This is a genomic window from Pontibacter sp. E15-1 (genome assembly GCF_022601975.1).
Classification (GTDB): domain Bacteria; phylum Bacteroidota; class Bacteroidia; order Cytophagales; family Hymenobacteraceae; genus Pontibacter.
The window spans coordinates 175,885-190,856 of the sequence record NZ_JAKVIR010000001.1 but is presented as its reverse complement, the minus strand read 5'-3'; the positions used below and the strand labels follow the sequence as shown (position 1 = coordinate 190,856).

General features: G+C 50.1%; 16 protein-coding genes and 1 tRNA gene. 7 read left to right on the top strand and 10 right to left on the bottom strand.

What is annotated here, in order from left to right:
- The first annotated feature begins 142 nt into the window (after window positions 1-142).
- Window positions 143-652 carry a hypothetical protein gene (locus tag MKJ04_RS00800; RefSeq protein WP_241638334.1) on the top strand — a complete coding sequence of 170 codons (510 nt, stop codon included), beginning with the start codon at window positions 143-145 and terminating at the stop codon, window positions 650-652.
- Between the two features lie 347 nt (window positions 653-999).
- Here the strand turns inward: MKJ04_RS00800 and MKJ04_RS00795 are convergent, their stop codons facing one another.
- The 5 genes from MKJ04_RS00795 to MKJ04_RS00775 form a co-directional block, all read right to left on the bottom strand.
- The gene (locus tag MKJ04_RS00795; protein WP_241638332.1) at window positions 1,000-1,518 is read right to left on the bottom strand and encodes a transposase; all 519 of its coding nucleotides are present in this window, start codon (window positions 1,516-1,518) and stop codon (window positions 1,000-1,002) included.
- 63 nt (window positions 1,519-1,581) lie between these two features.
- Entirely contained in the window at window positions 1,582-3,327 is a 1,746-nt protein-coding gene (locus MKJ04_RS00790; protein ID WP_241638330.1) for an ATP-binding protein, read from the bottom strand.
- 23 nt (window positions 3,328-3,350) lie between these two features.
- Entirely contained in the window at window positions 3,351-4,376 is a 1,026-nt protein-coding gene (locus MKJ04_RS00785; RefSeq protein WP_241638328.1) for an SIR2 family protein, read from the bottom strand.
- Window positions 4,377-4,470: 94 nt separating this feature from the next.
- Complete coding sequence (locus MKJ04_RS00780) at window positions 4,471-4,701, bottom strand: hypothetical protein (RefSeq protein WP_241638326.1); 231 nt, start codon at window positions 4,699-4,701, stop codon at window positions 4,471-4,473.
- Between the two features lie 390 nt (window positions 4,702-5,091).
- A tRNA-Glu gene (locus MKJ04_RS00775) sits at window positions 5,092-5,163 on the bottom strand.
- A 196-nt stretch (window positions 5,164-5,359) separates the two neighbouring features.
- Between MKJ04_RS00775 and gap the strand changes: the two genes are divergently transcribed.
- From gap to MKJ04_RS00755, 4 genes are all read left to right on the top strand, one after another.
- A complete protein-coding gene (gap, locus tag MKJ04_RS00770) occupies window positions 5,360-6,352 on the top strand; it encodes a type I glyceraldehyde-3-phosphate dehydrogenase (RefSeq protein WP_241638324.1) in 993 nt (330 codons plus the stop codon).
- 175 nt (window positions 6,353-6,527) lie between these two features.
- Entirely contained in the window at window positions 6,528-7,373 is an 846-nt protein-coding gene (locus tag MKJ04_RS00765) for a universal stress protein (protein WP_241638323.1), read from the top strand.
- A 103-nt stretch (window positions 7,374-7,476) separates the two neighbouring features.
- The gene (locus MKJ04_RS00760) at window positions 7,477-8,376 is read left to right on the top strand and encodes a diacylglycerol/lipid kinase family protein (RefSeq protein WP_241638321.1); all 900 of its coding nucleotides are present in this window, start codon (window positions 7,477-7,479) and stop codon (window positions 8,374-8,376) included.
- Complete coding sequence (locus tag MKJ04_RS00755; protein ID WP_241638319.1) at window positions 8,373-8,720, top strand: translation initiation factor; 348 nt, start codon at window positions 8,373-8,375, stop codon at window positions 8,718-8,720. The genes MKJ04_RS00760 and MKJ04_RS00755 overlap by 4 nt, the downstream gene beginning before the upstream one ends.
- A 91-nt stretch (window positions 8,721-8,811) precedes the next feature.
- Here MKJ04_RS00755 and kdsB read toward each other — a convergent pair whose 3' ends face one another.
- The 5 genes from kdsB to MKJ04_RS00730 all read right to left on the bottom strand — a co-directional run bounded on the left by kdsB (window position 8,812) and on the right by MKJ04_RS00730 (window position 12,768).
- A complete protein-coding gene (gene kdsB / locus MKJ04_RS00750; RefSeq protein WP_241638317.1) occupies window positions 8,812-9,549 on the bottom strand; it encodes a 3-deoxy-manno-octulosonate cytidylyltransferase in 738 nt (245 codons plus the stop codon).
- 92 nt (window positions 9,550-9,641) lie between these two features.
- A complete protein-coding gene (locus MKJ04_RS00745) occupies window positions 9,642-9,977 on the bottom strand; it encodes a hypothetical protein (protein WP_241638316.1) in 336 nt (111 codons plus the stop codon).
- Between the two features lie 112 nt (window positions 9,978-10,089).
- Entirely contained in the window at window positions 10,090-10,383 is a 294-nt protein-coding gene (locus MKJ04_RS00740) for a hypothetical protein (RefSeq protein ID WP_241638314.1), read from the bottom strand.
- 86 nt (window positions 10,384-10,469) lie between these two features.
- Complete coding sequence (locus MKJ04_RS00735) at window positions 10,470-11,270, bottom strand: 2OG-Fe(II) oxygenase (protein ID WP_241638312.1); 801 nt, start codon at window positions 11,268-11,270, stop codon at window positions 10,470-10,472.
- A gap of 145 nt (window positions 11,271-11,415) precedes the next feature.
- Window positions 11,416-12,768 (bottom strand): NfeD family protein, encoded by a 1,353-nt coding sequence (locus tag MKJ04_RS00730; RefSeq protein WP_241638311.1) that lies wholly within the window; start codon window positions 12,766-12,768, stop codon window positions 11,416-11,418.
- Window positions 12,769-12,819: 51 nt separating this feature from the next.
- On the opposite strand from MKJ04_RS00730, the gene MKJ04_RS00725 reads away from it, so the two are divergent.
- Both MKJ04_RS00725 and MKJ04_RS00720 read left to right on the top strand, forming a co-directional pair.
- Window positions 12,820-13,647, top strand: coding sequence for a DUF4905 domain-containing protein (locus MKJ04_RS00725; RefSeq protein ID WP_241638309.1), 828 nt, complete (start codon window positions 12,820-12,822; stop codon window positions 13,645-13,647).
- Between the two features lie 9 nt (window positions 13,648-13,656).
- Window positions 13,657-14,604 carry a LysM peptidoglycan-binding domain-containing protein gene (locus MKJ04_RS00720; RefSeq protein WP_241638307.1) on the top strand — a complete coding sequence of 316 codons (948 nt, stop codon included), beginning with the start codon at window positions 13,657-13,659 and terminating at the stop codon, window positions 14,602-14,604.
- The last annotated feature ends 368 nt before the right edge of the window (window positions 14,605-14,972 follow it).

The window sequence follows — 14,972 nt, the reverse complement described above, 5'->3', positions numbered from 1 at the left end:
TTAGCCCGCCTGATTTGTCTTGATTAGGGGTATGGATTGAAAAATCGCTTAATTTTGGCCCAGCACGTGCCCAATCCGCAAAATCCAGGAGTATATTTGCGGATTGGGCATTTCACTAAATCAGTTAACGCTACACGAGACGATGGCAAACAGTAAATTTTTCTCCATGCGCATAGTGCACCGCTATTTGGGCTTTTTCCTGGCAGGGATTATGGCCGTATACTCGCTCAGCGGAATTGTGCTCATCTTTCGGGATACAGATTTCCTGAAGCAGGAAAAACTAGTGACGAAGCAGGTCGCACTTGGTATGGATGCAAAAGATTTAGGAGAAGCCCTGAAAATTCGGCAGCTAAAGGTGCAGAAAGAAGCGGGAGATCTCGTTTATTTCGAGAATGGCACGTACGACAAACGCACCGGGGAGGCAGCGTACACGACAAAGGAACTTCCCTCCGTTTTGGACAAGATGACCCACCTGCACAAAGCCAAATCCTCGGACCCGCTATACTTCTTAAACATCTTCTTTGGGCTCTCGCTCTTCTTCTTCGTGATTTCCTCTTTCTGGATGTTCATGCCCAAAACAGCGATTTTCCGCAAAGGAATCTATTTCACGATCGGAGGCATCGTACTGACGCTGATCCTGTTATTCGTATAAGGCACTTCATGTGTTAGCCGAGTGGCGGCAAGTCTTTGCCGGGGACTGGTTGAAAAATCGGGCAACCTGAAAACAGCTAGCGTTAAGGTTCATCATCCAATACGATAGGGTTTGTTGCATACCCCACCAGTTTCAGCCCTGCAGTTCTAGGCATTTCAGCGAAGGTGTAGAGACGCAATATTTTGCGTCTCTACTGCACGCGCAGAACTCAAACACCTATAGAATATCTATTGTATACTACTGCACTTGGTTGTAGGCGGCCTCCACGGTGGTGTCCTGGCTCAACAGGTTTTTGAATTCGCCGTTGTTGGTGTTCTCAGCAACAACTTAGTCGGCGAGCCACCGCTTTAGTCCCTATAGTGCGTCAGGAATCCGAATTCATCCACATTCTCAAAATAATAGCGAGCGGATGAGTAGGGATACTCCTCCGGTAGCGCCGCCAAGTGCCACTTCTCCTGAACTGGGTTGTTGTGAATGTAGTCCAGTTTCTGTTCTGTAACAGCAGTAGAGTAGAGGTAAACCGAAAGCGGGTTTCGCTCCCATAGTTGGTGCTGGCGGTCTTTCGCCCCAACTCTGAACTTCTCAAGCACAGCAGGATGATGCTTGATGAGGTCAAACTTTATCTGCTGTGCCGTGTACTTCAAGAAATCCCGCTGCACGTCTTCTCTTTTGTGCGGCTCCTCCAGCTTCCAAAGTAAATGGATGTGGTTCGGCATGATCACGAATCCATAAATTTTCACCTGTTTGTTCTCTACCAGAAACCGCAGGCTTTTCAGAATGATATCTTTATACTTGTACGGCTTCAGCAGGTGTTTCCACTCCAGTATGGTGGCGGTGAAGAAGGCTATATGCTGATGCTCAAACATTTGGGGCTAGCGTGAGTTAGTTGTTGGTGATAACACCAACAACGGCGGAAATATATGAAGATGTCAAATTTTAGACTGCCTGATTAAACTGTTAACAGCAACAGTAATTTCTTGCTTATTGGTATCCTTGCACCACTCATCCCAAAATTTAACAGTAGCACTTTCAGGTTTTAAAGTAGGTTCATTAAGATGAATTCTGGTTGGAAGTAATGAAGCATCACCAACTACTAATGCCTCGCCGATATCAAGTACTGGTAGTGCATCAGTTAGGCCAGCAAGATTATCAGGAAGTAGTTTTTTGATTACTGCTTGGTCCTCAGCATTAGATAGTCGTAAAGAAATGAAGTTATTGCATTGGCTGAGCACTGTTCTGTTTACTTCAGCAGGCCTTTGACTAATTACAACAAGACTAATTCCATACTTCCTGCCTTCTTTTGCAATTCTTTCAAAAGATTTCAAACCTAGCTCGGATGCAGAATCATGATTAATTCTTTCAGGTATATATAGATGTGCCTCATCACATAGAAGTGAAATTGGATGTTGCTGAGCTCTCATAGTCCACTGTTGAACCGAAAATACAAGTCTCGCAACTAGTCCTACAACAAGGGGCAATATATCAGATGGAACTTCGGAAAAGTCAATAATTTTAACTCCCGCATTGATTGGATTTTGAAGGCTACAGGCCATTAAGCTAATTGAAAGCCTTTCTAGCCAATTAGTTTCAATTTCATCTGTGGTAAGATCAAATAAAAACCCAAGTCTCTTATCTTGGCTCTTAGATTCAAGCCGTTGAATAAATCTGGTAAGTTTGCCAAAAAATGCACCTTGCTTTTCAGCTCTTGCCCCTGCCACCATTTCTTCATCCAACCTTTTTAATTCATTAATTACATTTTCGATCTTATAAGGAACAGGGCTATCAATTGTAATTATATTGGCTAAGGTTGATTCACCATTGGAAGTCAAGTATTCTTGTTTTTCCTTAAAAACTATTTTGGAAAATAACATTGCTTGATTTGGGGCATTGCTGTCACTTCTGTCAAGGAGCATTGCTAGCATTTCCTCATAAGTGAGCAACCAGTAGGGTAGCATTAATATTCCTTTTTCTAATCTTGAATCTTGAGTTAAATCAGATGGATTTGCTATTCTAAAATGTTGAATACCATTTGCTTGAAAACTTGGAGTACTATATTCTCCGTGTATATCAAATAGAATACAATTAGCCATCGGCAACTTAGCAATTTGCTCTATCAAGTTTGCCACACACCAAGACTTACCTGAACCAGTACTTCCCACAATTACTGCATGCCTTTGAAAAAGTTTATTACCATCTAGATAAGCATGGGCATTTTCACTTATTGAATATCTGCCAATTTGTAAGGGAATTGTGTAGTTGCTTGTTGAAGAAATAGTTTGCATAAATTTTGTAATATTATCTCCTTCAATTGAAAAGCAAAGAGCTTCAATTTCTGGAACTGAATCCAGATTTCTCTTGAACACATTTGTTTTTGTGCCTATTCTGTCAATTAAAGTTCCTATCAAGTTAACTTTTAGGATATTTTCGGTATTGGAAAGCCCGCTAAATTCCAAAAGTTCCCCATCTTCTTTTCCTTCATCTGCTGTTTTTCTTGTAATTCTATTTATAATTCCTATTAGAGATTGGCCTGCCTTTGCACTTTGAATAGCAACTAAGTGATTAACTTGAAGTTTCCGTAACTTATCAAGTTCATTCACTTTTACTATTAAAGTGGCAGTATCCACACTATATACAGAGCCAATAGACTCTTCGGTATTAAAATTCAGTAAAGACATTGCAACGTAGGTTAATGACAAGGTTAAATTACAAGGGTTAAGTATTGTTGGAGATTCCAATATGATGAATCTTCAAAAGTTTGCTCACCGAATTGTGATGAGTAAACTTTTGTATGTGATGGATTTGTATCTTCTTCTAGCAGAATATAGTTATTGCAATTATGTCCAATAATCAATTCCTTGGTCATAGGGGTTAATTTCTTTGTGATAACTATAATCGGTTTGCTTTCTCTAATCTGTTTAATGAGCCTTGGTTGGACATGCTCATCATTGAAGCCATAACCTATACATAAAAAGCCAGAGGCCACTTCTATCTCTTGATCAGATTGAGCTATGATAGTTCTGTATGGTTCATTGTGTGTGTGTTGGTATTTGCTAATTCCGGGTGTAACAATTGATGGTATGAAAGTGGTAGGAATGTTTGGAATTAGAGGAAACTGTTTGTGATCTTCTGAACTGGTTTTAAACCAATCTAATGAACCATGCACCTTCCAAATATTTACATGTCCATTAAAACCTTGTATTTTAGAAAAATTATTCTTAAGTATTGAGGAGGAGAAAGAGCCAATAAAATTGTGAGAGAAACCGGTACATATAAATGCCCCAGCAATACAAGCAGCATATTCCGCAATCCTGTCATAATTTGTTGTGACAATTGCGACACGTCTACTTGCTGTATTAAGAAGATATTTAATAAGTTTTGCAAGGATAATCTCATGGGTTCCGTCAATTATTTTATTATAAGCATATAAATCACGCTGATTAATAAGCTCCCATGTTTTGGAGACAATTTCAGATTCGACTTTAGGGTTAACTGTTACCTCAGAAAGAGCCTTTTCTAAATCATTATTAGTTGTTATATGTGCTTTGAATGCATCAAAATGATCTTGGGAATCTTTATCACTAAAAGATATAGAACTACAAAGATGATCTCCTAATTCCCACATAGTAGGTAAGTTATATGGCACAGAGGCTCCACTTCCTAGTATTACTAAAGGAATTCTATTAGTCCAATCTTGTATCTGTTTTATAAGATGTTCCTTGTCCATTTGAAATATTAAATTATTATAAACCTAATCTCCTCAGATTCTCCCAAATCCGCTTTTCCAGCAGGAAGCTTTCTTCAAACTAAACACCGTTGTCTCACTCGGCTTCTGAGCTCACGTCGCGACTTTGCGGAAGCAGGCGGTTTACGCTCTTTACCTGGTACAACAACCCATCTTCCAGCACCAGTGCTAGCTGCTGTTGTTCTTCGCGTGGTAGAGACGCAAAATTTTGCGTCTCTACCACTACGGAATCCGTGAATAGGGATTGCTGCAGTTCCTGCTTGTGCCGCATGTTGGCTGCATTCCAGAGTCCGTTTTTCAAATGCATATCCTCCTTTGCTTTAGCGGTAGGGGTAGTATTTTGGGTCACGTAGGGATTCTCGTTGTTAAAACAGCCTTTAAGGTACAGAAAATCATACAGTATTTTATGAGAATTATATAGATTTCTGTAAATGCGCTATTTTGTCTTCAACAGGTTGGTTGCCAGCGGGAAGCCAGTATAGCATCAACCAGCGGGTGCCTCAATTCCAGTGGCTTCTTTACTTACTTCGGCGTTTTGGCCTGAGGTTCTATAAGGCTGCAAGTGTAACAGGAGTGATAATAGGGGGCTGAGGATTCTGAAAAGGGGTATGATTTTAAACCAGCTATACCTTCTGAGTATTTGGTGTCCGAAGTGCATAAAAAAATCCCCTCAGAATTAACTGAGGGGATTTTCCTGTAGCCCGTAGGGGAATCGAACCCCTGTTACCAGAATGAAAATCTGGCGTCCTAACCCCTAGACGAACGGGCCGTTCTGCCTAATTGTGGTGCAAATATACGGCTCTTTGACAACTTGCAAAACGATGGCGCAGATTTTTTTTGTCAAAAACGTAAACTATTCGCGCAATTTCGTAAACTATTATAAATCAGTTTGTAAAAAAATATTGGTTTTACAATATGGGATATTGTAACTTCGCAGTATAAATAAAACTCAAAAACTAGATATCATGTCTAAAATTAAAGTTGCAATCAACGGTTTTGGCCGTATTGGCAGGCTTACGTTTAGGGCGCTGCTTGAAAAAGAAAACGTAGAGGTGGTTGCCATCAACGACCTTACCGATACAAAGACGCTTGCGCATCTCCTTAAATATGACTCTGTACACGGTCGTTTCAATGGCACGGTAAAGGCCACAGAAACCGGTATCGTGGTAAACGGTACGGAGATCCAGATCACAGCGGAGCGCGATCCGAAAAACCTGCCTTGGGGCAAGTTAGGCGTAGACGTAGTGCTGGAGTCCACAGGTCGTTTTGTGGATGACGTGAGCGCAGGTGGCCACATTGAGGCTGGCGCACGCAAAGTAGTGATCTCGGCGCCTGCCAAAGGCAACGTGAAAACTGTGGTACTGGGCGTAAACCAGGACGTGCTGAACGGCGATGAGCAAATCGTTTCGAACGCATCCTGCACCACCAACTGCCTCGCGCCAATGGCGAAAGTGCTGGACGACAAGTTCGGCATCGAGAAGGGCTACATCACCACGGTACACGCGTACACTGCTGACCAGAGCCTGCAGGATGGACCGCACAAAGACCTGCGCAGAGCCCGTGCTGCCGCGCTTTCTATCGTGCCAACGTCTACGGGTGCTGCCAAGGCGGTAGGCCTCGTGTTGCCGCACCTGAAAGGCAAACTGGATGGGGTAGCCATGCGCGTGCCTATTCCGGATGGCTCTCTTACTGACCTGACGGTTGTGCTGAAGAAGGCTGCCACGAAAGAAGAAATCAACGCTGCCATGAAAGAGGCTTCTGAAGGTTCTATGAAGGGAATCCTGGAGTACACAGAAGATCCAATCGTGTCTGTGGACATCATCGGCAACACGCACTCTTGTATCTTCGACGCAGAGATGACCTCTGCTAACGAGACACTGGTGAAAGTGGTGGGCTGGTACGACAACGAGGCTGGTTACTCTAACCGCGCCGCTGACCTGATTGCCATAATCGGCTAAGAAACAGCAGTTTCAGGACATATAAAAGCAAGAGCCCATCCGATATCGGATGGGCTCTTGCTTTTTATACCCGTATAAGACAAAACAGACGTTCCTGCTGTGCAGGGGCCTCATTTCGCGCAGTCGCCTTCTGGTTTCCGCGCACTTACGTCCACCACTAAACACACTATCTGTTATGAAACGCATTCTTGTTCCCACCGATTTTTCAGAGCAGGCACACTATGCCTTCGAAGTGGCTGTAGCCATCGCCCGCAGAACCGGGGCGGCCATCAAGCTGCTGCACGTGATCGAAACGCCCGCCATGTCAGACTTCAGCGCGACGGGCGATGTCATCCGGCCGGGCAACCTGCAGCAGGTGTATGTTCTGCAGCTTCTGGAAACCACGAAAGGGCAGATGAAGCAGCTGGCCGCGTCGGTGAAGCACGAGGGGGTGGACGTGGTGCAGGAGGTGGACGTAGACAAGCCGATCAGCAAAATCAGGCGCACCATACAGCAGGACAATGTGGATCTGGTGGTGATGGGGTCGAAGGGAAGCAGTGGCCTGGATGAGTTCCTGCTCGGCTCGAACACCGAGAAGGTGGTGCGCACCGCCGAGTGCCCGGTCCTGACGGTAAAGCACCGGCACCTGCATTTTGATGTGCGGGAGATTGTGGTAGCCTCAGATTTTAAGCGGGAGATAAGCCATGCCATGGCGCGGTTCAAGCATTTTCAGCAACTGTTCGGTGCCCGGCTTCACCTCGTCTACATCAACACGCCCGGTGCGTTTGAGTCGAGCGGCAACCTGCACCTGAAGCTGGAGGAGATCGCAAAAAAGAACATGCTCCAGAACTATACCACCAATGTGTATGATGATGTGCTGGAAGAGGAGGGAATTATGCACTTCGCGCAGGACATCCGGGCCGACCTGATCATGCTGGCCACCCACGGCCGGACAGGCTTCTCGCACCTACTCAGTGGCAGCATCGCTGAAGATCTGGTTAACCATACCAGAATTCCGGTGCTTACCTTCCAGCTCAAATAGCAGCGAAGCACTTCGTTACGAAAGCCTGATGTATACCAACACCAGGCTTTTTTATTATTCGGCCGGAAAGGGTAATTTTGTAGAAAGCCCCAAAACACGACTTATGCCCAAACGCCCACATGTCAGGTTTATCATCAACCCCACCTCGGGGCCCCGGCGCAAGGTGGACGTTTCGGCGCAGATCCTGCTGCACCTGGACCAGGAGAAGTTTGCCCACGATATCGTATACACTGAGTACGCCGGGCACGCGCCTGAGCTGGCGCGCGCGGCCGCCGACAGCGGCTGCGCCATCGTGGTGGCCGTGGGTGGCGACGGCACCGTGAACGAGGTGGCGCGCGGCCTGCTGTATACCGACACGGCGCTGGCTATTTTGCCCAAGGGCTCCGGGAACGGCCTGGCGCGCCATCTGCTGGTGCCCATGGCGCTGGATGGTGCGCTGCGGGTGCTGAATCAGGGGGAAGCCACCACTATCGACAGCGGCAGCATCAACGGGCACCCGTTTTTCACGACTGCGGGCATTGGGTTTGATGCCTACATCAGCTCGGTGTTTGCCGGGAGCAAAAAGCGCGGGTTGCAGAGTTACGTGGAACTGGTGATGAAGGAAGTGCGCCATTACAGGCACCAGCCCGTACGGGCGAGCATCAACGGGAAGGTGATCGACACCGACTGTTTCGTGATGGCCTTTGCCAACGCCGCCCAGTACGGGAACAATGCATACATCGCCCCGCAGGCGGATATCCGGGATGGGCTGCTGGATGTTTGCCTCGTGCGCAGGCTCGACTTCATCAAGGCACTTAACCTCAGCTACTGTATGCTCACCAACCAGCTGGCGCACGCGGGCAGCGCTGAGTACTTTAAGACATCCTGTGTGCAGGTAGAGACGGAGGAGCCGATGATGTTCCACGCAGACGGGGAGTTCAGGGGCAAAGCCTCGGCGTTCGACGTGCAGATACAGCCCCTCTCGCTGAAAGTGATTACACAGCAATTAAAAAGCACCTCATGAAAGACAACAGCAAAAAAGGCCGCCAGGGCGTGGTATACTCCACCAACACAGACTTCAACTACGATTACGAGCCAGATCATACCGCAGAAACGCTGCCGCCACAGCAGCAGAACCTGAAAGTCATGCTCGACAAGAAAGCGCGCGGGGGCAAGCAGGTGACCCTGGTGGCGGGGTTTGTGGGTACCGAGGATGATCTGAAAGACTTAGGCAAAACCCTCAAAAGCAAGTGTGGCGTCGGCGGGTCAGCCAAAGACGGCGAGATCCTAATCCAGGGCGATTTCCGCGACAAAGTGGTACAAGTGCTCCACGCTGCCGGCTACAAAGCCAAAAAAGCGGGGGGGTGAGATCAGTTCCGAGTTCCGAATTATGAGTTCCGGGTTAATGCTTGCTGAATTTTAAACTCGGAACCCGTAACTCGGAACTCGGAACTCGGAACTAAAGAAGGTGCGGCAGCACCTTTTGCAAGTCTTCGGGGGTATCGATGCCGAAGGTTTCGAAGGTGGTGAGGGCTGTGGTGATGCGGAAGCCGTTCTCCAGCCAGCGCAGCTGCTCCAGCGACTCTGCCAGTTCGAGGCCGGAGGGAGGCAACTGTGTGATCTGCTCCAGAATATCGGCCCGGTAGCCATATATGCCGATGTGCTTGAAATAGGTATGCTGCTGGTGCCAGATGTCGTTGGGGATGTTGCGGCAGTAGGGGATGGGCTGCCTGCTGAAGTACAGCGCCTCTTTTGCCAGGTTCAGCACCACCTTGGGCGAGTTGGAGTTAAAGAGCTCTTCGGCCGTCTCTATTTTCTTCACCAGCGTGGCCAGCTGGGTCTGCGGGTTCTCAAAGCAAGAGGCCACCAGGTCAATCTGCTCTGGCTGGATAAAGGGCTCGTCTCCCTGAATGTTGATGACATACTCATACGGCACATTATGCAGTTGATAGGCCTCAAAGCAACGGTCGGTGCCGCTTTGGTGGTGCGCAGCCGTCATCACTACTTTCCCGCCAAATGCTTCCACATGCGTGCGTATGCGGTCATCATCCGTCGCAACCAGTACCTCGGCCAGACCGGCCATTTTCGCCTGCTCATATACCCGCCGGATCATGCTTTTGCCGTGGATGTCGGTGAGGGGCTTTCCGGGGAAGCGGGTGCTGGCGTAGCGGGCGGGTATGATGCCGAGGACTTTCATCGTGCTTACGGGTTTAAGTGAACCGTATCGGTTATACCCTAAAGGTACACAAGCGACGGCAGTATACCAGCGCTACAGGCCACGCTTTTGTGTTACCGCTTGCTAAGCTCCAGCACTTTCACGCTTTTCATCTCAACCCCAGCCTGGCACACCCGCACATTTTCACTGTAGTGGAGAATTTGCACGTTTACGTCAGTGATAGGCGGCTGCTTGTACGTGTCTGGAATATCCTCCTCATTTTTCGGCTTATAGTCTGTGTCCCCAATCGTCAGGATATAACCGCATCCGTCCAAGGCATAGTCGCCGGTCCAGTGCAGGGTCGCTTCGATTGTTTCGGGCACGTAACAGCCATCGTCGTCTTTGTTGCAGGAGGTGAACAGCAGCAGGGCAGTCAGTAAATGTACGCTCAGTAGAAAAAGTCTTCTCATGGCTATTTTCATAGGTATACCCCGATGACCCTGTGGTGAACCAAAGGGTTGCATGCCGCGCCAACAAAAGCTGCCAGGTATGGTATAGGGCACGATGCCAAGCCGCGGGTCCTTAGCGCGGACGGATCGAAATAATCCGGATGGCATCCATCACGCGGGGTTGCGGCACCATGCCACAACGGCGGTCGATGGGGTCGGGCAGGCGCTCAAACGTAAGCTCCACCTCTGTGCGGGCGTTTGCCTTATACCGTGCGTCAATGGCGTCTTCGTTTTCCGGCAGGTATTTTCTCCCATCGAGCAGTACCTCAAACCCGCAGCCGTCCGCCGCAAGTTCGCCGGTCCAGAGCAGCGTGGCCGTTGCCACCTCCGGGTTTTTATCGGTAGTTGTGCTTGTTTGGCATGCCATTAAACTTATGCTTAGCACGAAGGCTGTCAGGCAGAATATGTTGCGCATAGGGGTAGGTATGGAAGAAGGTATAAACTGAGCTTTTGTTAAAATTTCGTTCTGACGCGCTCTAAGAGTGCCTTGAGTCCGGATTTTAGGCGTTTGAACTGCCCGTTTATACCCTCTGTGTTCACAAATAGCGTGTTGTGGGCCGCCTTTAGTTCGTGCTGCGGCCGCGTGGGGGTATAATAGTAGGTGGCGATGGATTTACGGCTGACGCCCCGGGGAGTTTGCAGTGGTTTGGGATGGCCGTGGTACGAAACATGATTGGTCTCGAAGACAACGGCGCGGTTGAAACCAGGCGCTATCTCATCGAGCAGCTGGTGCTGCTGCATGTCCCACAGTTCCAGGTTTCCCCCATACCCTTCCTGCCAGCCCCTGTTCATGTATACCAGCAGATTCAGGCGGCGATGGTACTGAGTTTGGGGATGCAGGTTATAATCCACGTGCACGTTTAAGAAGGCCCCTGTGGTAGACTGATGCAAGCCACCGCCAAAAAGTGACGGGTCGCTTTGCAACTGCCTGATCCCGGTAACCTGCTCCAGAAAATTCAGGAACGCGCCTGAGTTCAGTTCTGCGAATATCTCATCAAACAAAGAGCCCTGGTCAAACACACGCTGCTGGAACTTGTTTTTTTGGTCGATATAGGTCGTGCCGTCCCAGTGGCCCTGCGTGAGGGAAGGGTATGCCAACTGTATACGCTCAGCCTGATCGTCTCTAAAGAAATCCTCGATAACGGCATACCGGAAAACAGGTTTTGAGGAGAAGTCTGCCCGTATGGCCGCTCCTCTTTGTTCCAGCGAGGGGAGATCAATGTAGTTCATGTATACCTGTTGATAGAGAGACAAGCTATGGTCGGGCTAGTGGGCGCGCCTGGTGCAGGCTACTGTAGTGCTTCGCCAAATTAGAAATTGAGAATTAGAAATGAGGTATAAGAACCGTTTCTTTTCAAGTAAAAACGAATGCTAATTCTGGTATTAAATTGGTCGAGTGCTAGCCTAGCTTTTTCACGCGCAGCGAGAAGGTGCTCTGGTCAATCACCTCGATGGTGTCGCCTTTTTCGATGAAGCCGTCGCGGGCCTGGGCGTCGTAAATCACCGTGTCGATCATCACGCGGCCCGTGGGGCTCATGCGGGTATGGGCGATGCCTTTTTTGCCCACCAGATGTTCTGCCGAGGTGGTGGAGCGATAGCCCTCGTCGCTTTGAAAGCTGTTCCGGAGCACCACGCGGTCCATGGCCTTGCTGCTAACCAGCCGGTTCCAGGTGAGGGCGATCAGCACGCCCGCGCCCACCATACCCACCACCACCGAGATAAGGCTTTTCATGAGGTCCTCAGACGGCACGAACGTGAAGTCGAAGTTATAATTGTTGACCATCATGAGCACCAGCGCAAACACGGCCAGCAAAATGCCGCTGATGCCTGTGATGCCAAACCCCGGAATGACGAACACCTCCAGCAGAATCAGGATAAAGCCCGCCACGAACATGAGGATCTCCCAGTTCTCGGCCAGCCCGTTCAGGTAGTAGGGCACAAGGTAAAACATGCCAGCCACAATGGCGGCCATCAGCGGAAAGCCCACACCAGGCGTTTGCAGCTCAAAGTAAAGCCCCCCGATGATGATGAGCAAAAGAATACCGCTGATAAAGGGGTTCAGGAAAAAGGAGATGATTCCATCGGCGGTGCCAGGCTGGAAGTGTATGACCTCGGCGTTTTGCAGGTGCAGTTGCGCCAGCACGCCCGTCACGTCGTTGGCCACGCCGTCGCAAAAACCGTACTTCACGGCCTCCGTCGTGGTTAGTGTAAGCACCTGCCCGGCAGAGAGCGTGCTGTCTACGCTCGCTTCTACCATCGCCTCGGCCATGTGCGGGTTCCTGCCGTTGGCCTCTGCGGTGGAGCGCATGATCGAGCGCATGTAGCTTTGGTATTTGCCGGGTGCGGCCGCACCGTCGGCCCCCACCACGGTGGCGGCACCGATGTTAGACCCCGGCGACATGTAGATGCTGTCGCATGCCAGCGAAATCAGGGCCCCGGCCGAGGCGGCGTTGTTATCGATAAACACATACACGGGTTTCGGGTAGTTCAGTATCCGCTTCCGGATCTCGTCGGCATCGTTCAGGGCCCCGCCAAAGGTGTCCAGCACCAGCAGCACATGATCGGCGCCGGCCTCGGTGGCCGCCTCGAAGGCAATCTTGGTATAGCGGTTGGTGCGCGGGTCTATCTCAGACTTCACTTCCATCACAAACACCTTGGGCTTGCCCTGCGCGAACGACAGGCTGGGCAGCAGCAGGAGGGTGAGAAGCAGATACAGCGCCCGGAGATACTGATGCTTTGGATTGGTTTTCATAAATTTGTGTGCTGGTGAAGGCATTTATACCGGCAATAAGTTACTAAAAAATTGCAGCATATACTTCCCTTACGCTTTACCTACGATTTTGGCGCGCCCGTGTGGCGCATCCGCCTCGACACTGCCGCCCGCCGCCTGGCCCTGGAGGTGCGCGACGCGGACCTGCTGCTGGCCCACTTTTATACCCTCCAGACGGAGACCCTGGCGTTGCAACAGTTGCCTGTGCCGTCGGGCAAGGCGTGGTGGCAAGGGTTGGAGGATGCCCAGCACGGCCATGTATACCTCCATGGGTATGGCGACCGCAAGCTAGGCCAGCACAAGGGCATCACGGCCCTGGAGGCTGCCACTCTTGCCGTCGCCTGGGACGAGCCGGGCCTTGCTTTTTATGGGATGGCGGAGGAGGGCGTGCTGGCCTATACCGCCGACGCGCCGGAAGCCGCCTTTCAGGAATTGCAGGCAGCCACGGGCGCGTGCCTGCGGACGGACCTTACGCAGCAGGAGGCCGCCGAGGCAGTGGCCCGCTATAGTGCTGCGCGTTTCCGGCAGGCTGTCTATCCGGTGCTCTACCTGGAGGGGGAGGACTATTTCACGCAGGTGCAGCAGTTCCTGGAGTCCCGGCAGCTGCACGGCGCAGCACTCGCCATCGAGTATGCCGAAACCGGGGAGGCCATTATCATCAGCTCGTACTGGCGCACGCCCGGGGGCAGTTATCAGAATTGCATCGTTGTGTTCGACCATACTGGAAGTTTATGCCTGAAAGCGGTCCTCGCTGACGGATTAACTGGGATCGGTTCGGATACTTTTTTTATCTTTATGGACGATTTATATTTCCTGAAGGATAAAGCCCATCTGGAGGTATACCGTCTTTTAGCCTGTTAATTTTTACCCATGGTACGATCCTTTTTAATCACGCTTGCCCTAGCACCTGTAATTTCTTTCTCAGCCAATGCCCTGGGCGTTTCCGCTGTCCGCGATTCCGTTGGAGTGGAGCGAAAGAATGGGAAACTTTATGTGCAGCACAAGGTAGATCCGAAAGAAACGCTATATGCGCTCTCCCGAAAGTACAGCGTGCCTGTTTCGCAGATTGTAGAGGCAAACCCAAGCGTGGAGACCACGATCAGAATAGGGGAGATTGTGCTGATTCCGCGCAAAGCCAGCGCAGTGCCCGCACCGATGGCCTCTACGGCCAAAGCCGTGCCCGCCAGCAACCGCACCTACACCGTAAACAACACGGGCAATAAACTGCATACGGTAGAGGCGCGGCAAACGCTCTACTCCATCTCGAAGATGTATGGCGTGGCGGTAGAAGATATCCGGCGCTGGAACGGACTGGCGGACAACAGCATCAGCATCGGCTCCAGCCTGATTGTGGGCAAGGGCACTGCCCAGCCTACCAAACAGCCGGTATACGTGCCCGAGGCAGACGATGAGATGGCCAAGCCAAGGACAACAGAGAACGTGCCCACCACCCCAGCCCCGGTATCTAGACCGGTGGGGGATACTGCCCCGGCCGAAGCGGATGCTGCCGGCGATGCCTCTGAGGCAGAGGAAAGCAGCACGGGCCTAAAAAAGATTATAGAAAGCGGTATGGCAGAGATGATCGACCCGAAAGCGGACTCAAACAAGTATCTCGCGCTGCACAAGTCAGCTCCCGTGGGCACGATTATGCAGGTGAAAAATGCCATGAACGGACAGGTAGTGTATGTGCGCGTGATCGGCAAGCTCCCTGACACAGGCTCGAACGACAAAGTGCTGGTGCGCCTGTCGAAGAAGGCATACCAAAAGCTGGGTGCCATCGACAACCGCTTTCGCGTAGAAGTGTCGTATATGCCCTAAACGTTAAACCCTGAAATTTTTCCCGCACTGGCGGAAACCTATAAACGGCACAGCCCCTCGTTTTACATAGCGAGGGGCTGTGTTTTTTTAAGGCTTAATACGCTAGATGCTTGGCAATTGGCTTTGCTCTCTGCCATTGTTGGTGTTTTTCACCAACAATACGTTCCTGGGCATCACCGGCACTTTGGCTTCTAGGTGAACACACGCAGCAAGGGCATATGAGGTGTATGTATTCTTAACCTGACCTGAATTCGGGAATTATTGTAGTTCAAGTAACTTCAAAATGTATTTTCTAGCCATTGAGGATATTCTGTTGTCAGAACAAAGCAAAATGATTCCCAGTTTTTCCGGGAGGCACCGGGGGTAGG